The organism is Sphingobium sp. 3R8, from assembly GCF_020166615.1.
Taxonomy (GTDB): domain Bacteria; phylum Pseudomonadota; class Alphaproteobacteria; order Sphingomonadales; family Sphingomonadaceae; genus Sphingobium; species Sphingobium bisphenolicum.
The window spans coordinates 114,799-131,621 of the sequence record NZ_JAIQXR010000008.1 but is presented as its reverse complement, the minus strand read 5'-3'; the positions used below and the strand labels follow the sequence as shown (position 1 = coordinate 131,621).

General features: G+C 65.8%; 19 protein-coding genes and 1 tRNA gene. 15 read left to right on the top strand and 5 right to left on the bottom strand.

The genetic code is table 11. The features are described 5' to 3' along the window. Nucleotides 1–25 precede the first annotated feature (25 nt). From K9B33_RS10000 to K9B33_RS09950, 11 genes are all read left to right on the top strand, one after another. A complete protein-coding gene (locus K9B33_RS10000; protein ID WP_224548530.1) occupies nt 26–1,171 on the top strand; it encodes an aromatic ring-hydroxylating oxygenase subunit alpha in 1,146 nt (381 codons plus the stop codon). Further along, nucleotides 1,168–2,778: a phytoene desaturase family protein gene (locus K9B33_RS09995; RefSeq protein ID WP_224548460.1), complete on the top strand. Its 1,611-nt coding sequence runs from the start codon at nt 1,168–1,170 to the stop codon at nt 2,776–2,778. Before K9B33_RS10000 ends, K9B33_RS09995 begins: the two co-directional genes overlap by 4 nt. Nucleotides 2,779–2,831: 53 nt before the next feature. Further along, the gene (locus K9B33_RS09990) at nt 2,832–3,827 is read left to right on the top strand and encodes an aspartate carbamoyltransferase catalytic subunit (RefSeq protein WP_224548459.1); all 996 of its coding nucleotides are present in this window, start codon (nt 2,832–2,834) and stop codon (nt 3,825–3,827) included. A gap of 43 nt (nt 3,828–3,870) precedes the next feature. Next, a complete protein-coding gene (locus tag K9B33_RS09985; RefSeq protein ID WP_224548458.1) occupies nt 3,871–5,094 on the top strand; it encodes a dihydroorotase in 1,224 nt (407 codons plus the stop codon). 67 nt (nt 5,095–5,161) lie between these two features. Then, nucleotides 5,162–6,079 (top strand): YihY/virulence factor BrkB family protein, encoded by a 918-nt coding sequence (locus K9B33_RS09980; RefSeq protein ID WP_224548457.1) that lies wholly within the window; start codon nt 5,162–5,164, stop codon nt 6,077–6,079. Nucleotides 6,080–6,142: 63 nt separating this feature from the next. Then, nucleotides 6,143–6,218 (top strand) — tRNA-Trp (locus K9B33_RS09975). A 229-nt stretch (nt 6,219–6,447) separates the two neighbouring features. After that, nucleotides 6,448–6,654 (top strand): preprotein translocase subunit SecE, encoded by a 207-nt coding sequence (secE, locus tag K9B33_RS09970; protein ID WP_066603991.1) that lies wholly within the window; start codon nt 6,448–6,450, stop codon nt 6,652–6,654. Nucleotides 6,655–6,757: 103 nt separating this feature from the next. Beyond that, on the top strand, nt 6,758–7,294 hold the full coding sequence (gene nusG / locus K9B33_RS09965; RefSeq protein WP_066603996.1) for a transcription termination/antitermination protein NusG: 537 nt from the start codon (nt 6,758–6,760) through the stop codon (nt 7,292–7,294). 151 nt (nt 7,295–7,445) lie between these two features. Continuing rightward, nucleotides 7,446–7,877, top strand: coding sequence for a 50S ribosomal protein L11 (rplK, locus tag K9B33_RS09960; protein ID WP_066603999.1), 432 nt, complete (start codon nt 7,446–7,448; stop codon nt 7,875–7,877). 4 nt (nt 7,878–7,881) lie between these two features. Further along, complete coding sequence (rplA, locus tag K9B33_RS09955; protein WP_224548456.1) at nt 7,882–8,580, top strand: 50S ribosomal protein L1; 699 nt, start codon at nt 7,882–7,884, stop codon at nt 8,578–8,580. A 246-nt stretch (nt 8,581–8,826) separates the two neighbouring features. Then, nucleotides 8,827–10,617, top strand: a complete 1,791-nt coding sequence (locus K9B33_RS09950; RefSeq protein WP_224548455.1) for a DEAD/DEAH box helicase — start codon at nt 8,827–8,829, stop codon at nt 10,615–10,617. 58 nt (nt 10,618–10,675) lie between these two features. Here K9B33_RS09950 and ybaL read toward each other — a convergent pair whose 3' ends face one another. The 3 genes from ybaL to K9B33_RS09940 all read right to left on the bottom strand — a co-directional run bounded on the left by ybaL (nt 10,676) and on the right by K9B33_RS09940 (nt 12,957). Next, nucleotides 10,676–12,313 carry a YbaL family putative K(+) efflux transporter gene (gene ybaL / locus K9B33_RS09945; protein WP_224548454.1) on the bottom strand — a complete coding sequence of 546 codons (1,638 nt, stop codon included), beginning with the start codon at nt 12,311–12,313 and terminating at the stop codon, nt 10,676–10,678. Nucleotides 12,314–12,380: 67 nt separating this feature from the next. Next, nucleotides 12,381–12,506 carry a hypothetical protein gene (locus K9B33_RS23055; protein ID WP_263499533.1) on the bottom strand — a complete coding sequence of 42 codons (126 nt, stop codon included), beginning with the start codon at nt 12,504–12,506 and terminating at the stop codon, nt 12,381–12,383. Nucleotides 12,507–12,561: 55 nt separating this feature from the next. Then, entirely contained in the window at nt 12,562–12,957 is a 396-nt protein-coding gene (locus K9B33_RS09940; protein WP_224548452.1) for a hypothetical protein, read from the bottom strand. 191 nt (nt 12,958–13,148) lie between these two features. On the opposite strand from K9B33_RS09940, the gene rplU reads away from it, so the two are divergent. The 3 genes from rplU to K9B33_RS09925 all read left to right on the top strand — a co-directional run bounded on the left by rplU (nt 13,149) and on the right by K9B33_RS09925 (nt 14,701). After that, nucleotides 13,149–13,514: a 50S ribosomal protein L21 gene (rplU, locus tag K9B33_RS09935; protein WP_066604011.1), complete on the top strand. Its 366-nt coding sequence runs from the start codon at nt 13,149–13,151 to the stop codon at nt 13,512–13,514. Nucleotides 13,515–13,548: 34 nt separating this feature from the next. Further along, nucleotides 13,549–13,818 (top strand): 50S ribosomal protein L27, encoded by a 270-nt coding sequence (gene rpmA, locus K9B33_RS09930; RefSeq protein ID WP_066604014.1) that lies wholly within the window; start codon nt 13,549–13,551, stop codon nt 13,816–13,818. 307 nt (nt 13,819–14,125) lie between these two features. Beyond that, a complete protein-coding gene (locus K9B33_RS09925; protein ID WP_224548451.1) occupies nt 14,126–14,701 on the top strand; it encodes a GNAT family N-acetyltransferase in 576 nt (191 codons plus the stop codon). Nucleotides 14,702–14,715: 14 nt separating this feature from the next. Here K9B33_RS09925 and K9B33_RS09920 read toward each other — a convergent pair whose 3' ends face one another. Beyond that, nucleotides 14,716–15,249, bottom strand: a complete 534-nt coding sequence (locus K9B33_RS09920) for a GNAT family N-acetyltransferase (protein WP_224548449.1) — start codon at nt 15,247–15,249, stop codon at nt 14,716–14,718. Nucleotides 15,250–15,280: 31 nt separating this feature from the next. Further along, complete coding sequence (locus tag K9B33_RS09915) at nt 15,281–16,132, bottom strand: metal-dependent hydrolase (RefSeq protein ID WP_224548447.1); 852 nt, start codon at nt 16,130–16,132, stop codon at nt 15,281–15,283. A 54-nt stretch (nt 16,133–16,186) separates the two neighbouring features. Here K9B33_RS09915 and K9B33_RS09910 point away from each other — a divergent pair, with 54 nt between their 5' ends. Next, the gene (locus K9B33_RS09910) at nt 16,187–16,804 is read left to right on the top strand and encodes a TetR/AcrR family transcriptional regulator (protein ID WP_224548446.1); all 618 of its coding nucleotides are present in this window, start codon (nt 16,187–16,189) and stop codon (nt 16,802–16,804) included. Nucleotides 16,805–16,823 lie beyond the last annotated feature (19 nt).

The window sequence follows — 16,823 nt, the reverse complement described above, 5'->3', positions numbered from 1 at the left end:
CAAGGTGGCGGGGCAGATCGACAGGATGGTGGACCCGGACGCCGGGTGGAGCCTGCCCGCATGGACCTATAGCGATCCTGAATTTTTCGCGGTCGAGGTGGAGCGCATCTTTCGCCCGGCCTGGCAGATCGTCTGCCACCAGAGCGACATTCCCACCCCCGGCGATTTCCACACGCTCGATATGATCGGCGAGAGCGTGATCGTAATCCGCGGCGACGATGGGACGGTGCGCGCCTTTACCAATGTCTGCCGCCATCGGGGCGCGCGGATCGTGGATGGCGCCAGCGGCTGCGCGAAGAAGCTGGTCTGCCCCTATCATGGCTGGACCTATGAGACGGACGGGCGGCTGACCGGCGTGCCGATGAAGGCCAGCTATGGCGCGGCTTTCGCGATGGCGGATCATGGCCTGATGCCGGTCGAGGTGGAAAGCTGGCAGGGCTTCCTGTTCGTGCGGCTGGCCAATGATGGCGGGCCGTCGGTGGCGCAGATGATGGCGCCCTATAAGGACGAGGTAGCCGCCTATCGCTTCGAGGACATGCGGGCGCTGGGGCGGGTGACGCTGCGGCCACGGCCGGTGAACTGGAAGAATATCGGCGACAATTATTCGGACGGGCTGCATATCGCGGTCGCGCATCCGGGCCTCAAGCGGCTGATGGGCGATGGCTATGGCGTGGAGGCATCGCGCCACGCCGACAAGATGTGGGGACCGATATTGGACCGGCCGTCGGCCAACCTGTCCGAGCGGGCCTATCAGCACTTCCTGCCGGACGTGCCACATCTGCCGCCGGAACGGCAGCGGCTGTGGACCTATTATAAGCTGTGGCCCAATTTCGCGTTCGACATCTATCCCGACCAAGTGGATTTCATGGCCTGGCTGCCGGTGTCGCCGATGCAGACGCTGATCCGCGAGATTAGTTACGCCCTGCCCGATGCGCGGCGGGAGATGAAGGCGGCGCGCTACCTCAACTGGCGGATCAACCGGCAGGTCAATGCCGAGGATACCGATTTGGTCGCGCGGGTGCAGGCGGGGATGGCGTCGGCCAGCTTCACCGTCGGGCCATTGAGCGAGCGGGAAGTGGCGCTGCGGCATTTTTGCGGGCGGGTGCGCGATGTGATCCCGCAAGCGCGACTGCATCGCGCGCCGGGGATGGGGTGGAGTAATAAAGCATGACCAAATCCTACGACGCCGTCATTATCGGGGGCGGGCATAATGGGCTGGTCTGCGCCTTCTATCTGGCGCGGGCGGGCTATAAGGTTCGCATCCTGGAACGGCGCGACGTCGTAGGCGGGGCGGCGGTGACGGAGGAGTTCCATCCGGGCTTCCGCAATTCGACCGCCAGCTATACCGTCAGCCTGCTCAATCCCAAGGTCATCCGCGACATGCAACTGGCCGATCATGGCTATCGCGTGATCGAGCGGCCGATCAGCAATTTCCTGCCGCAGCCCGATGGCGGCTATCTGAAACTGGGCGGCGGGCTGGAAAAGACGCAGGCGGAATTCGCCAAGTTCAGCGCGCAGGATGCCGAGGCGCTGCCCGCTTATTATGCGGCGCTGGAGGTGGTGGCGGACGTGCTGCGCGACCTGGTGCTGAAAAGCCCCCCCAATGTCGGCGACGGGCTGACCATGATCGTCGAGGCGCTGAAGCAAGGACGGCGCGTCGCGGGACTGGGGCTGGAGCAGCAGCGCGACGTGCTGGACCTGTTCACCAAGTCGGCGCGTAGCTTCCTCGACGGCTGGTTCGAGAGCGACGCGGTAAAGGCGGCGTTCGGCTTCGACGCGGTGGTCGGCAATTACGCCAGCCCCGATACGCCGGGCAGCGCCTATGTGCTGTTGCACCATGTGTTCGGCGAGGTGAACGGCAAGAAGGGCGCATGGGGCCACAGCGTCGGCGGCATGGGCGCGATCACGCAGATCATGGCTAAAGTCGTGACCGCCATGGGGGTGGAGATCAGCCTGGAGGCCCCGGTCGAGACGGTGCTGGTGGATGGCGGGCGCGCGGTCGGCGTACGGCTGGAGAGCGGCGAGGAAGTGATGGGCGGCGCGGTGATCGCCAATGTCGGGCCGAAGCTGCTCTATGAGCGGATGATGGACCCAAGCGACCTGCCGGCCGATTTCACCAAACGGGTCAAGGCGTTCAAGGCGGGATCGGGGACGTTCCGCATGAATGTGGCGCTGAGCGCCCTGCCCGACTTCACCTGCCTTCCGGGCGTGGGGGAGCATCACCAGTCGGGGATCATCATCGCGCCGACGCTGGACTATATGGACCGCGCCTTCATGGACGCAAAGCGGGACGGCTGGTCGAAGGCGCCGATCGTGGAGATGCTGATCCCGTCGACCATCGACGATACGCTCGCACCCGCAGGTTGCCATGTGGCGAGCCTGTTCTGCCAGCAATTCGCGCCGGAGCTTCCCGTTGGGCGGAGCTGGGACGAGGAGCGCGAGACGGCGGCGGACGATATCATCGCGACGGTGGAGGCGCAGGCGCCGGGCTTCGCCAGGAGCGTGATCGCGCGGCAGATTCATTCGCCGCTCGACCTGGAGCGCAAGTTCGGGCTGGTCGGCGGCGACATCATGCATGGCAATCTGACGCTGGACCAGATGTGGGCGGCGCGCCCGGTATTGGGCCATGGCGCCTATCGCGGGCCGGTGAAGGGCCTCTATATGTGCGGCGCGGGGACGCATCCGGGCGGCGGCGTGACCGGCGCGCCCGGGCATAATGCCGCGCGCGAGGTGATGAAGGACAAGGCGATCTTCGGGAAATGGCGCGGGCGGGGATAAGCGCGCCATCGACGCCTTGCCCTGCCCGGCCGCCTTCCCTAAAGCACCGGTTCATGCCCGACATCTTCATACCCGACGCGACACCCGAGCTGACAGGCCGGGCGTTGTTTCCGCACAAGCATCTTCTGTCCATCGCGGACCTGAAGCCTTGGGAAATCCGCTTCCTGCTGGATGAGGCGGAACATTGGGCGCAGGCGAACAAGGGCCGGGCGCGCAAGCATGACGGGCGATTGGCGGGGATGACGCAGATCAACGCCTTTTTCGAGAACAGCACGCGGACGTTGCTGTCGTTCGAGATTGCGGGGAAGCGGCTGGGCGCGGATGTCGTCAACATGCATGCGGGCCAGTCGAGCGTGAAGAAGGGCGAAACGCTGATCGACACCGCCATGACGCTGAACGCGATGGCGGCCGATGTCATCGTGATCCGCCATGCCAGTTCGGGCGCGGTGCGGCTGATCGCGGACAAGGTGGACTGCCCTGTGCTGAACGCGGGCGATGGCTGGCACCAGCATCCCACACAGGCGCTGCTCGATGCGCTGACGATCCGGCGACGCAAGGGCGGGTTCGAGGGGCTGGTGGTCGCGATCTGCGGCGATGTGCTGCACAGCCGGGTGGCGCGATCGAACATGCTGTGCCTGGCCGCGCTGGGCGCGCAGGTGCGCGCGGTCGCGCCGCCGACTTTGCTGCCGCCCGAGGTCGAGATGCTGGGGGCGACGCCCTTCACCCGAATGGATGAGGGGCTGGAGGGGGCCGACGTGGTGATGATGCTGCGACTCCAGAATGAGCGGATGGACGGAGCGTTCATCCCCTCCCCGCGCGAATATCATGCGCTCTACGGGCTGACGCCGGAACGGCTGGCGCTGGCCAAGCCGGACGCTCTGGTGATGCATCCGGGGCCGATGAACCGGGGCGTGGAGATCAGCAGTTCGGTCGCCGATCATCCCGAGCGCTCCGCCATCACCGAGCAGGTGGCGATGGGCGTGGCGGTGCGCATGGCCTGCCTGGACGTGCTGACGCGCGGGGCGCGGGGAACGGAGGGGTGGGTATGAGCCTTCCATCCTTTGACGGCATTTGGTTTGAGGAAATGACAGCGTGAGCAGGATCGCCATTATCAACGGCAGACTGGCCGATCCTGCCGGCGATGCGCTGACGCCCGGCATCGTGCTGATCGCGGGCGACCGGATCGTCGCGGCGGGCGATGTCGCGGTGCCGGACGACGCGCAGCGGATCGATGCGCAGGGGCTGGTGGTCGCGCCCGGCCTGATCGATCTGGGCGTCTTTGCGACCGACAAGCCGGCCTTCCATTTCGGCGGGATCACGCGCGCGGCGCTGATGCCCGACCAGCGCGCGCCACTGGACGAGGTCGGCCTGATCCGGGAAGCGACCCGCGCGGGCAAGCCCGATTTCTGGGTCCATCCGATCGCCGCGGCGACGCGCGGGCTGCTTGGCCAGGAAATGGCCGAAATGGGCCTGATGCAGATGGCGGGCGCCAAGGCGGTCGGCACCGGACGGCAATGGATCGCCGATTCGGGCGTGATGCTGCGCGTGCTGTCCTATGCCAGCGGCCTGGGCCTGACCGTCATCGCCCATGCCGAAGATGGCGGGTTGACCGCCAAGGCGGTGGCAACCAGCGGCGAGACGGCGACCCGCCTCGGCCTCCCCCACGCCCCGGCCTGCGCCGAGGCACTGGCGATCGCGCGCGACATCATGCTGGCGCGCGAAACCGGCGCGGCGATCCATTTCCGGCTGGTGACGACCAAGACGGGATTCGACCTGATCCGCGCGGCCAAGACGGAAGGGCTGAAGGTCACATGCGGCATCAGCCCGGCCTATCTGTTCCTGAACGACCAGGCGGCGACCGACTTCCGCACCTTTGCACGGCTGTCGCCACCGCTGCGCGACGAGCGCGACCGGCAGGCCTGCCTCGCGGCGGTCGCCGACGGGACGATCGACGTCATCACCTCCAGCCACGATCCGCGCGGGCCGGAGGACAAGCGCCTGCCCTTCGCCGATGCGTCGCCGGGCATGGCGGGGGCGGAGACGCTGCTGGCGCTATCGCTCAACCTGGTCCGCGACGGGCAGGTGACGATCAACCGGCTGATGACGCTGCTGTCGGCCAATCCGGCGAAGATTTTGGGCGTCGATGCGGGCGGCTTTGCGGCCGGGAGCGCCGCGGACCTGATCTTCGTCGATCCCGACGCACCCTGGATCGTCGATTCGGCGAAGATGGCGGCCGCGGCGGGGAACACACCGTTCGACCGGCTGCCGGCGCAGGGGCGGGCGCGGCGGATCATGAAGGGCGGCGTGTTTCTGTAGACAGCAGGGTGGAGGGAACCGCCCGACCGCTCGCGCGCTTGCCTTGCATGACCGGCAGGGGATGTGGATGACGCAGAAAGTCGCGCAGCAGGTGCATGTCGATGCGCCATGGAAGATACCGCCGCGAGCGTGGTGGGAAATTCTCAAACGGGTGCATGGCGCGCTGTCGGGCAATCATGTCGGACTGCTGGCCGCGGGCGTCGCCTATTATGCCTTCCTGTCAATCGCGCCGCTGCTGGCCGCGGTCGTGCTGACCTATGGCCTGTTCGGCGATCCGGCGATGGTGCAGCGGCATATGCAGGCGATCATCTCCGTCGTGCCCGCCGATGCCGCGTCACTGATCAACGACCAGTTGCTGGGCGTGGTCAGCACGCGCAAGCCCGCGATCGGATTCGGCCTGCTGCTGGCGCTGGCGATCGCCGTCTATGGCGCGACGCGGGCGGCGTCCGCGATCATGGAGGCGCTCAATATCGTCTATGGGCAGAAGGAAGGGCGCAACATCTTCCGCTTCTATCGCACGTCGATGGGGATCACCTTTTCCGCGGTGCTGGTCGTGGTCGTGGGCGTGTTCACCGCAACGATCATCGGCCTGTTGCAGGATTTCCTGACCAATTGGGGACCGGGCGTGCTGTTCGCGATCAAGGCGACGACATGGGTGTGCGCGGGATTGCTGGCCAGCATCATCTTCGGCCTGATCTATCGCTTCGGCCCCAACCGGCGCCATGCGCAATGGCAGTGGCTGACCGTGGGATCGGTGTCGGCGACGCTGTTCTGGCTGGTCGCGACGCTGGGCGTGTCCTTCTACGTGTCCACCTTCGGCAATTACAACAAGACCTATGGATCGCTGGGCGCAGTGGTGGTGCTGCAACTCTGGCTGTTCGTATCGGCCTATATCGTGTTGCTGGGCGCGCAGATCAACGCGGAAGCCGAGCGCCAGACCAGCGCCGACACCAGCGTCGCGCCGCAAGACGCAAAAGCGGCATAATCGCGCTTGCCCTCCCTGTCATGCCACGCTAAAGCGCCCTCCTTCGCTGGCTAGGGCCAGTGCAGGAGTGTAGCTCAGTTGGTAGAGCGTCGGTCTCCAAAACCGAATGCCGTGGGTTCGAGTCCCTCCACTCCTGCCAAGCGAACTGGCCGCGGACCCTTGAAAATTCGGGGGTTCGCGGCTAAGTGCGCCGAAGCGATTTCGAGGTGGCCGGCAACGGGCACCGTCAAGAAATCGCGGCCGCACAGGCCGGTGAATTTGGTCGCGGAGCATGTGGCCGCACCCCCGGACGCCAGACAGGGCGGGATCGGGAGGGCGGACTGTTGCTTCGCGAATTGGTGTTGGTTCGAGACGTGCAGAGGCAGGCGATGGCGAAGGTTTCCCCCGGCGAATTCGTCAATCAGGTGCAGACCGAGGCGAAGAAGATCGTATGGCCTACCGGCCGCGAAACCATGATGACCGGCGTGATGGTCGTCATCATGACGACGCTGCTGGGCCTGTTCTTCTTCGGCATCGACACCTTCTTCGGCGCGATCGTCCAGTGGTTGCTGGGCGTCGCCGCAGGCCGGGCCTGAGCTTTGTCGGCGCGATTTCCGAGTAAATCGCCCGAGTTTTTGTTGGCGCGATTTTCAAGTAAATCGCTAGAGCCGGGCCTGATTGGGAATTTGAAAGGGTAACATGGCGCGCTGGTACATCATCCACGCCTATTCGGGCTTCGAAAACAAGGTCAAGGAATCGATCCTGTCCGAAGCCGAGCGCATGGGCCTCTCCCAGCTGGTCGAACAGGTGGAAGTGCCTGTCGAGACGGTGACCGAGGTCAAGCGCGGCAAGAAGGTCCAGGTCGAGCGCAAGTTCATGCCCGGCTACGTCCTCGCCAAGCTGGCGATGAACGACGACATCTATCACCTGGTCAAGAACACGCCCAAGGTGACGGGCTTCCTGGGTTCGATGGGCAAGCCACAGGCGATCAGCGAAACCGAAGCCGCCCGCTATTTCGGAGCCCGCAAGGAAGCCGAAGCCGCGCCCAAGCACAAGGTCAGCGTCGATTACGAGATCGGCGACAGCGTCAAGGTGCTCGACGGTCCCTTCGCCAGCTTCAACGGCGTGGTCGAGGAACTGGATTTCGAGAAGAACCGGGTCAAGGTGTCGGTGTCGATCTTCGGTCGCGCCACCCCGGTCGAACTGGATTTCGAGCAGGTCGAACTGTCGAAGTAAGAATTTGGCGGCCTTGCTCCGGCAGGGACGCGAACAGAAATTTCCGGGCGACCGGAAATGTTGTGCGGGAGGAGGCTTCGGCCCCCGGTTGAACCGCTAAACTTGAACCGGGCGCGCCTTGCAGGTGCGTCCAGCAACAGAGTGAGTGACAATGGCCAAGAAGATTACGGGCTATATCAAGCTCCAGGTGCCCGCTGGAGCCGCCAACCCCTCGCCGCCGATCGGTCCGGCGCTGGGTCAGCGCGGTGTGAACATCATGGAATTCTGCAAGGCGTTCAACGCCTCGACGGACAAGATGGAAAAGGGCACTCCGCTGCCGACCATCATCACCGTCTATGCGGACCGCAGCTTCACCTTCACGACGAAGCAGCCGCCGGCCACCTACCTGATCAAGAAGGCGATCAACCTGAAGTCGGGTTCCAAGGAACCGGGCAAGATCGTCGCCGGCAAGATCACGCGCGCCCAACTCGCTGAAATCGCGCAGGCCAAGATGGTCGACCTCAACGCGAACGACATCGACGCTGCAACGAAGATCATCGAAGGCTCCGCTCGCGCGATGGGCCTCGACGTGGTGGAGGGCTAAGACCATGGCAAAGCTGACCAAGAAGGCGAAGGCTCTGGCCACCGCAGTTGACCGTGAAAAGCTGCACGGCGTCGATGAAGCGCTGGGCCTGATCAAGACCCACGCGACCGCCAAGTTCGACGAATCGGTCGAAATCGCGATCAACCTGGGCGTCGATCCGCGTCACGCCGACCAGATGGTCCGTGGCGTCGTCACCCTGCCCGCCGGCACCGGCAAGGACGTCCGCGTCGCCGTGTTCGCCCGCAACGACAAGGCCCAGCAGGCGCTCGACGCCGGCGCCGACATCGTGGGCGCCGAAGACCTGCTGGAATCGATCCAGGCCGGCAACATCGATTTCCAGCGCGTTATCGCGACGCCGGACATGATGGGCCTGGTCGGTCGCCTGGGTAAGGTGCTGGGCCCCAAGGGTCTGATGCCGAACCCCAAGCTGGGCACCGTGACGCCGAACGTCGCCGAAGCCGTGAAGGCCGCCAAGGGTGGTCAGATCGAATTCCGCGTCGAAAAGGCCGGCATCATCCACGCCGGCCTTGGCAAGTCGAGCTTCTCGGCCGAAGATCTTCGCAAGAATTTCGACGCCTTCGTCGATGCGATCGTCAAGGCGAAGCCGTCGGGTTCGAAGGGCAAATATGTCCGCAAGATCGCCCTGTCGTCCTCGATGGGCCCGGGCGTCAAGGTCGATGTGGCGGAAGTCGCCTCGGTCTGATTTTTGCGCTATATAGTTAAGGCAAGCCTCCTTCCTCGGGAACGCGGGAAGGAGGCTTTCTTATTTGGGGGATGGGCGAAACGCTCGTCCCCTTGGCCGTTCCACGGAATGGCGGTTGGGCTACCAACCTGAACGGGTGCGAAATGACCTGACGCACCGGCTGATCGCGCACAGGCGACAGCGAGAAAGGTTATGTTGATTCCGTCGGAAGAAGGCGGGTCGCTTTATCCGATGGAAAACAATAATATGACATTCGACACTCTCCACCCCCTCCTCGCCCAGGCGCTGACCACCAAGGGCTATGAAGCGCTGACCCCGGTCCAGGCCGAAGTCACGCAGGAGGAAGCGCATGGCCGCGACCTGATCGTGTCGGCGCAGACCGGTTCGGGCAAGACCGTCGCCTTTGGCCTGGCCATGGCGAGCGAGCTGCTCGGAGACGCCGATCGCCTGCCCCCGCCCGCCTGGCCGCTGGCGCTGGTGATCGCGCCGACGCGCGAACTGGCGTTGCAGGTCAGCCGCGAGCTGGAATGGCTCTATGCCGGCGCCCGCGCCCGCATCGCCACATGCGTCGGCGGCATGGACGCCGCCAAGGAACGCCGCGCCCTGGCGCAGGGCGCGCATATCGTGGTCGGCACGCCGGGCCGCCTGCGGGACCATCTGGAGCGCGGCGCGCTCGACCTGTCGGCGCTCAAGACCGCCGTCTTGGACGAAGCCGACGAGATGCTCGACATGGGTTTCCGCGAGGATCTGGAAGGCATTCTCGACGCCACGCCCGATGGCCGCCGCACCCTGCTGTTTTCGGCGACCATGCCCAAGCCGATCGTGCAGCTCGCGCGGCGCTACCAGAAGGATGCGTTCCAGATCACGTCGGCCGCCGGTGAGCGCGGCCATGGCGACATCAGCTATCAGGCGATGACCGTCGCCCCCGCCGACATCGAAAATGCCGTGGTGAACCTGCTGCGCTATCATGAGGCGGAGACGGCGATCCTGTTCTGCGCGACACGCGACAATGTGCGTCACCTGCACGCCAGCCTGACCGAGCGTGGCTTCGCCGCCGTGGCGCTGTCGGGCGAACATAGCCAGAATGAGCGCAACCATGCGTTGCAGGCGCTGCGCGACAAGCGAGCGCGGGTGTGCGTGGCGACCGACGTCGCGGCGCGCGGCATCGACCTGCCCTCGCTGACGCTGGTCGTCCATGTCGAACTGCCGCGCGACGCGGAAACGATGCAGCACCGGTCGGGCCGCACCGGGCGCGCGGGCAAGAAGGGCACCGCCGTGCTGATCGTGCCTTATCCCCGCCGCCGCCGCGTCGAATCGATGCTGCGCGGGGCCAAGATCCCGGTCGAATGGACGACGGCGCCCAGCAAGGAAGCGATCGCCCAGCAGGATGCCGAGCGACTGCGCGCGCAGTTGCTGGCGCCGGTGGAACTGGAAGAGTCCGACTGGGCGCTGGGCGCCGAGCTGCTGGAAGCCAAGAGCGCCAAGGAAATTGCCGCGATGCTGGTGAAGAGCGCCCGCTCCGCCATGCCCGCGCCCGAAGAGCTGCTGGACGCCAGCGAAGCCCCGGCGCGCCGCGATGGACCGCGTCCAGGTTTTGAGGATACGCAGTGGTTCCGCATGAATATCGGCCGCACCCAAAATGCCGATCCGCGCTGGATCCTGCCGCTGATCTGCCGCCGCGGCCATGTGTCGCGCGGCGATATCGGCGCGATCCGCATTACCACCAATGAAACGATGTTCGAAATCCCCAAGGCGATTTCGGCCAAGTTCCTGGCTGCGGTCCGCCGTTCGGGCGAAGCGGGCGACGAAGGCGCGGATGTGATGTTCGATCCGGTCGATGGCGCTCCCCGCATGGAAGCGCGGGAAAACCGCAAGCAGTTGCGCCCGTCCAACGATGCGCGGCCCAATCGCAGCGGCCCGCCCCGTGGCGGTCCGGGCGCCGGTTCGCGTGGCGGCGGCGCCCCGCACAGCCCGCGCCCGTTCAAGGGCGCTGGCGCCGGTGGCCCGCGCAAGGGGCCGCCGCGCAGCCGGGGTTGATCGGCTAAATTGGGTTAGAAAAAGCCCCGTTCGGTTCGTACCGAACGGGGCTTTTTCTTTATCCCGCGCCGCAGAGCGTGAGCATGCGCCCGGCCAGTTCGCGTTCGCCCATCACGATATGGGGCACGCCCAGCGATTCGAGATATTCGACCTCCGCGTCCGAATGGGCGCGGGCGATGACCTGCAGCCGGTCGTTCAGATGCCGGGCATGTTCGTGGATCGCCCCGCCCTCAAAGCCTTCGGGGACGGCGATCAGCAGGTGCCGCGCCTCCCCTATGCCGGCGGCGATCAGATATTTATCCTCCAGCGCGTTGCCGCGCACGACCGGCAGGCCGGCTTCCTTCGCCTCCGCCACTTTTTCGGCGTCATCCTCTATGATGGTGAAGTCGATCCGGCGCTGGGCCAGCCGTTCGGCGATCAGCTTGCCCACGCGGCCATAGCCGACGAGGATGACATGGCCCATGCGGGGCGCGGCGGCGGCGGCGCGCGCGTCCTCCTCATCCTGCTCCTCCTGCTTGCGCGCGCGCACCACCAGCGAGAAGAGGATCGGGTTGAGGAAGATCGATACGATCGCCCCGGCCAGGATCAGGTCGCGCGCGTCGGCCGGAAGGACACCAAGTCCGGTGCCGAGCGAGGCGAGAATGAAGGAAAATTCGCCGATCTGCGCCAGGCTGACCGCGATGGTGAGCGCGGTGTCGTTGGGATAGCGGAACAGGCGGACGATGGCATAGGCGGCGATCGATTTGCCCACGACGATGATCGCGACGGTGGCCAGCAGCGGCAGCGGCTGTTCCCACAGGACGGCGGGATTGAACAACATGCCCACCGACACGAAGAACAGCACGGCGAAGGCGTCGCGCAGGGGGAGCGTTTCTTCCGTCGCGCGGCGGCTCAAGGGCGTTTCGCCCAGGATCATGCCGGCGAAGAAGGCGCCCAGCGCGAACGACACGTCGAACGCATAGGCCGCGCCGAACGCAACGCCCAGCGCAATGGCGAGGACGGCGAGGCGGAACAGCTCGCGCGACCCGGTATGGACGACCCAGTGCAGCGCCCAGGGGATGACGCGGCGACCCACCACCAGCATCAGCGCGACGAAGCCCGCGACCTTGAGCAGGGTGCCGACCAGCGGCGCGATCAACGCTCCCGCGCCCCCACCCGCGTCGGCGCTGTTGATGACGTTGGCGAGCGCGGGCAGCAGGACGAGCGCCAGCACCATTACCAGATCTTCCACGATCAGCCAGCCGACCGCGACCCGGCCCCGCCGGGTTTCGACCAGATCGGCCCCCTGGAGGGCGCGCAGCAGCACCACGGTGCTGGCGACCGAGAGCGCGAGGCCGAACACGATCCCGCCCATCAGCGGCCATCCCATCAAGTGGGAGAGGCCCATGCCAAGCAGAGTCGCGACCGCGATCTGCACCAGCGCACCGGGGACCGCGATATATTTGACCGACAGAAGATCCTTGAGCGAGAAATGCAGGCCGACGCCGAACATCAACAGGATGACGCCGATTTCGGCCAGTTCGTTGGCCAGGCCCGCATCGGCGACGAAGCCGGGGGTGAAGGGGCCGACCATGATGCCGGCGACGAGGTAGCCGACCAGCGGCGAGAGTTTGAGGCGATGGGCGATGGCGCCCATGATGAAGGCGACGACGAGGCCGGCGACGATAGTGCCGATCAGGGGCGTGTGATGGGGCATGGAAGCCTTTCGAAACGCTGCTGCCGACGGCGCGATACGGGCCGCGCCGTCGTACAGTCTAACATGATTATTCTACGACGGTCATCATCACCGCGGACAGACCTGCGGCGGCGACGGCCAGACCGGACATGACGGCGGGCATGAACCACCAGGGCGGGCGGCGACGGGTGCGCCGGGCTTTCCTGCGAGCCATGGGATGCTCCTTCTTCCGACGAATGCCCGCAAGGTGCGGGCGGAGAAGCGAATCGTCAGGAAGCGGCAGGCGGCGCGCGGGCGCGACGGGTGCGCGACGGGGTAAAGGGCCGGGGGTTCTGGACGAGACGGACCGTCGGCGCGATCGGCAGGGCATGACGGCCGGCCAGTAGGATGATGGCGAGGGCGATGGCCAGAATCAGCGGCGGCGCGCCGTCGCCATCGGGGCGCGGTGCTGCGACGACCTGCCCGCTGGCCTGGGTGCGCGCCTTCAATACGACGTCGGCAGTGGCGGGATTGAAGGCGGAGCCGGTGGCCCGGCTGAGCGGCGGCCCCAACGGCGCCAGGGCGGACAGCAATGTGACCAGAATCAGCGTCCATAAGGCGATCAGGACGGGCAGGCGCAGGGTTGCGCCCTTTCCGTTCCATTCCTGCCCGATGGCGTGCCGCATATATAGTCGCTATCCCTTGTTCGCCGCCAAGATAGGCATGGTGACGCGGGAAAACCACCCCCGTCCTGCGCCGCCATCGGTTGACAGGCGCGAGTCATTCCACTAACGGGCCACATTCCCGCGCGGGTCGGCTAAGGCGTCATGTCTTTGGTGAGCTGCGTAAAGCAGATTTGAACGAGAAGAGACAAGCCATGTTCGCTATCGTGCGCACAGGCGGCAAGCAGTATCGCGTCGCCGCCGGAGACAAGATCGTCGTTGAAAAGATGGCTGGCGAAGCCGGCGACCAGGTGACGCTGGGCGATGTCCTGCTGGCCGGCGAAGGCGGCGACCTGAAGGACGTAGCCAAGCTGACCGTTGCGGCGGAAATCATCGCGCAGGCGAAGGGCGAGAAGGTCATCGTCTTCAAGAAGCGTCGCCGTCACAATTATCGCCGCAAGAACGGCCACCGCCAGAATCACACGATCCTGCGGATCCTGTCGATCGGCGGCGAAAGCAAGAAGGCCGACAAGGCCGCTGCCAAGACCCAAGACGCAGCGCCGGCTGCTGCCGAAGCCTGATCGCTTCCGGCCAGATATTCCAGGAGTTTAGACAATGGCACATAAAAAAGCTGGCGGTTCGTCGCGCAACGGTCGCGATTCTGAGTCGAAGCGCCTTGGCGTGAAGAAGTTCGGCGGTCAGGAAGTGATCGGCGGCAACATCATCATTCGCCAGCGCGGCACGCGCGTCTATCCGGGCCGCAATGTCGGCATCGGCAAGGACCATACGCTGTTCGCGCTGAACGAGGGCCGCGTGGTATTCCACACCGGCAAGCTCGGCCGCAAATATGTGTCGGTCGACGCACTGGCCCAGGCGGCCGAATAACGGACGATCGATGACGGATCGTCCCCCGCAAAAAGGGGCGATCCTCCCGGTCGGAGCCATGAAGCACTGATCGGTTTTCGAGGGAAACAAGGGGCGCTCCTTCCATGGGAGCGCCCCTTTTTCCGTTGCCCGTTCCTTGCCGGAACTGTGCTGACAGACAAGGGTGCATTTCTCTTCCGATTTCCCTCCAAGCCTCTGGAACTCCACGTCTTCTCGCGCGTCTTGCGGGCGGGGATTCATCCAGAACCGCGCGTCGCGAAGTCGTCATGATTGGCGGCTAAGGGCGCAGACAAGAGGAGAGACGAGAATGTTTGCCCGTACCCCCCGCCTGCTCCTGCGTCCGGGCTGGATGGAAGATGCCGCCACGCTGGCCCAGACGATCAACGACCCGGCGATCCTGCGCAACCTGTCGCGCGCGCCCAGCCCCTATGGACCGGACGATGCGCAGGCGTTTCTGGCCCTGCCGCAGCATCCGCACCTGCCCCGCCTGCTGGCCTTCACCCGCACCCAGGGCGCGCCGCGCATGGTCGGCGGCTGCGGCGTCCATATGGACGAGGATGGCGCACCCGAACTCGGCTATTGGATCGCCCGTCCCTATTGGGGCCTGGGCTTCGCGACCGAGGCCGCGCGCGCCGTGCTGGGCATGGCGCGGGCCAATGGCGTACGCGACATCCGCGCCGGTCATTTCGCCGACAATCGCGCGTCGGGCAACGTCCTGCGCAAGCTGGGCTTCCGCTTCAGCGGACGGACCGCGCAACGCTACAGCCTGGGCCGCGACGCTCTGGTCGATTGTCTGTTGTTCGAGGAAGGCGATGCCGGACGGCAGAGCAACGACCCGGCGATAGACCTGTATCGCGATGCGGTCGTGCCGATGGCGGCCTGATTGGGCGCCTTCCTTTACAGGGGAGGCGCTTTCGGTCGATCGAACACCCGCGTCGGCTTCCCGCCCAGTTCGGTGTCGGTCAGCATCTGGAAACCCAGTTTCTCGGCGACCTTGATCGAGGCCATATTGCCCGGATCGATGATGCAGCGGAGCGATGGCGCTTCGAGATGGGCGTCGCTCCAATTCAATATCGCCTGCATCGCTTCGGTGGCGATCCCCCTGCCCCAGGCTTGCGGACCGAGCACCCAGCCGGCTTCCGGCACGCCCTCCAGTTCGGCAAGACCCCGCTGCGCGCTGAGCAGTCCGGCTTCGCCCAGGAAAGCGCCGCTGTCGCGCGCCTCGATCACCCACATGCCGTAACCGAGCAAAGGCCACATGCCGGCATAGCGCAGGATACGAAACCAGACGGCCTGGCTGTCGAGCGGGACGCCGCCGATATGGCGCACGACGTCCGGGTCGGCCCAGAGGGTACGGCAGGCGCCATAGTCGTCCACCCGATGGGGGCGCAGGACCAAGCGGGCGGTTTCGAGTGTGGGGACATCGGTCATGCGCCGATAAGAGCCCCCTGCCCGCGTCCGGTCAAGCGGTCGAAGGCCATGCGCCGTCAGGCCGCGCATGGGCGTAGGGGCTGTCGGCGAGGGCGATGAGCGCGCGGTCGTCGACCGCCCAAGGATGGAAGCCGGGCAGGAAATAGCCCAGCCACGGCCGCGCCACCTGTCGCACGATACCCGGCCGCACTAGCACATAGCGCAGCAACCCACCCCAGGCGAGGCGCCCGGTAATACCGTCCTGCCGCAACAGGTCCATCATCCCGCGGGCGCGGTGGTGGAGGAAATGCCTGGTCACGACCAGCATCATCGCCGTCTTGACCCACCAGCGTTTGACGCGGCTCCAGTCGCGCGTGGCATGGACCCAGGTGTCGTGCGCCACGCCCTTATGCTCGATCTCCTCGATCGCGTGCCAGCGCCACAGCGCCGCGCTCTCCGGGTCGGCGCCGTCCAGATGGCGCGGGTCGCGAAGCAGCTCATGGGCGAGGATGGCGGTGAAATGCTCCAGCGCCATGGTCGCGGCCAGGCTGGCGATCGGCGGGCGCTGTTTGGCCAAGTCCAGCACCATCGTCACGTCGGCGTCGAGGCGCGACACGTCATAGCCATGGTCGGTCACCTGCCGGTTGAAGGCGATATGTTCGCGGCTGTGGACGACCTCCTGTTTGGTGAAGGCGGCGATCTCGCCCGCCAGCCTGTCGGGCACGCCGTCGCGGAAGGCGCGGACGCTCTCGATGAAAAAGGCTTCGCCGCGCGGGAAGGTGATCGACAGCGCATTGAAGAAAGCCGTGGCGATCGGGTCGCCGTTCAGCCAATGTCGCGCTGTTGCACGGTCTCGCCCGAAACGGCGGTCGCGCGGCGTGATGGTGAGGTCGGTCGGGGTCATGGGAATGTCTCCGGTCGTTACTTACATTGATGTAAATAAGAGTTGCTTACAATCATGTCAATAAAACGCGCGCGCCTCAGCCCGGATGAAAGCCGCCTCGTCGCCGTGGAGGCGGCCCGCGACCTGCTGATCGAGGCAGGGCCGCAGGCGGTGACGTTGAAGGCCGTGGCGGGGCGGGTCGGGCGGACGCACGCCAATCTGCTGCACCATTTCGGATCGGCGGCGGGATTGCAGAAGGCGCTGGCGGCGCATCTGGCCGATACCATCACCGCCAAGATCGGCGAGGCGGTGGATGCCGCGCGACGCGGCGAGGTCAGTCCACGCACGATCGTCGACATGACCTTCGATGCGTTCGACCGGGAAGGCGCGGGCGCGCTGGCGAGCTGGATGCTGGCGTCGGGCAATGAGGATGCGCTGGACCCGGTGGTGGAGGCGATCCACCGGCTGGTCGACAAGCTGGCGGCGAGCGCGCTGACCCCGCATCTGGCCGAACTGATCCGGGACAATACGCTGATGCTGGTGCTGCTGGCGCTGGGCGATTCGCAATTGGGTGGCGCCATGGCCGCCGCGCTTGCCCTGCCGCGCGAAAAAGCGCGCGAAATCGCCACGCGCAGCCTGACTTTCGCGCTGATGCAGGAGGCTGCGGCGATGGCGGCGCAGGCCAAGGTTTAACTTTTCCCCTTTTGCGGTT

What these genes read in the sequence shown, in the direction of transcription:
- K9B33_RS09920 (WP_224548449.1), bottom strand. Translation starts at nt 15,249, where the DNA reads ATGACCGATGTCCCCACACTCGAAACCGCCCGCTTGGTCCTGCGCCCC.
- rplA (WP_224548456.1), top strand. Translation starts at nt 7,882, where the DNA reads ATGGCAAAGCTGACCAAGAAGGCGAAGGCTCTGGCCACCGCAGTTGAC.
- rplK (WP_066603999.1), top strand. Translation starts at nt 7,446, where the DNA reads ATGGCCAAGAAGATTACGGGCTATATCAAGCTCCAGGTGCCCGCTGGA.
- K9B33_RS09980 (WP_224548457.1), top strand. Translation starts at nt 5,162, where the DNA reads ATGACGCAGAAAGTCGCGCAGCAGGTGCATGTCGATGCGCCATGGAAG.
- K9B33_RS10000 (WP_224548530.1), top strand. Translation starts at nt 26, where the DNA reads ATGGTGGACCCGGACGCCGGGTGGAGCCTGCCCGCATGGACCTATAGC.
- K9B33_RS23055 (WP_263499533.1), bottom strand. Translation starts at nt 12,506, where the DNA reads ATGGCTCGCAGGAAAGCCCGGCGCACCCGTCGCCGCCCGCCCTGGTGG.
- ybaL (WP_224548454.1), bottom strand. Translation starts at nt 12,313, where the DNA reads ATGCCCCATCACACGCCCCTGATCGGCACTATCGTCGCCGGCCTCGTC.
- K9B33_RS09925 (WP_224548451.1), top strand. Translation starts at nt 14,126, where the DNA reads ATGTTTGCCCGTACCCCCCGCCTGCTCCTGCGTCCGGGCTGGATGGAA.
- K9B33_RS09915 (WP_224548447.1), bottom strand. Translation starts at nt 16,132, where the DNA reads ATGACCCCGACCGACCTCACCATCACGCCGCGCGACCGCCGTTTCGGG.
- K9B33_RS09940 (WP_224548452.1), bottom strand. Translation starts at nt 12,957, where the DNA reads ATGCGGCACGCCATCGGGCAGGAATGGAACGGAAAGGGCGCAACCCTG.
- rplU (WP_066604011.1), top strand. Translation starts at nt 13,149, where the DNA reads ATGTTCGCTATCGTGCGCACAGGCGGCAAGCAGTATCGCGTCGCCGCC.
- K9B33_RS09995 (WP_224548460.1), top strand. Translation starts at nt 1,168, where the DNA reads ATGACCAAATCCTACGACGCCGTCATTATCGGGGGCGGGCATAATGGG.
- K9B33_RS09950 (WP_224548455.1), top strand. Translation starts at nt 8,827, where the DNA reads ATGACATTCGACACTCTCCACCCCCTCCTCGCCCAGGCGCTGACCACC.
- nusG (WP_066603996.1), top strand. Translation starts at nt 6,758, where the DNA reads ATGGCGCGCTGGTACATCATCCACGCCTATTCGGGCTTCGAAAACAAG.
- K9B33_RS09990 (WP_224548459.1), top strand. Translation starts at nt 2,832, where the DNA reads ATGCCCGACATCTTCATACCCGACGCGACACCCGAGCTGACAGGCCGG.
- rpmA (WP_066604014.1), top strand. Translation starts at nt 13,549, where the DNA reads ATGGCACATAAAAAAGCTGGCGGTTCGTCGCGCAACGGTCGCGATTCT.
- secE (WP_066603991.1), top strand. Translation starts at nt 6,448, where the DNA reads ATGGCGAAGGTTTCCCCCGGCGAATTCGTCAATCAGGTGCAGACCGAG.
- K9B33_RS09910 (WP_224548446.1), top strand. Translation starts at nt 16,187, where the DNA reads ATGTCAATAAAACGCGCGCGCCTCAGCCCGGATGAAAGCCGCCTCGTC.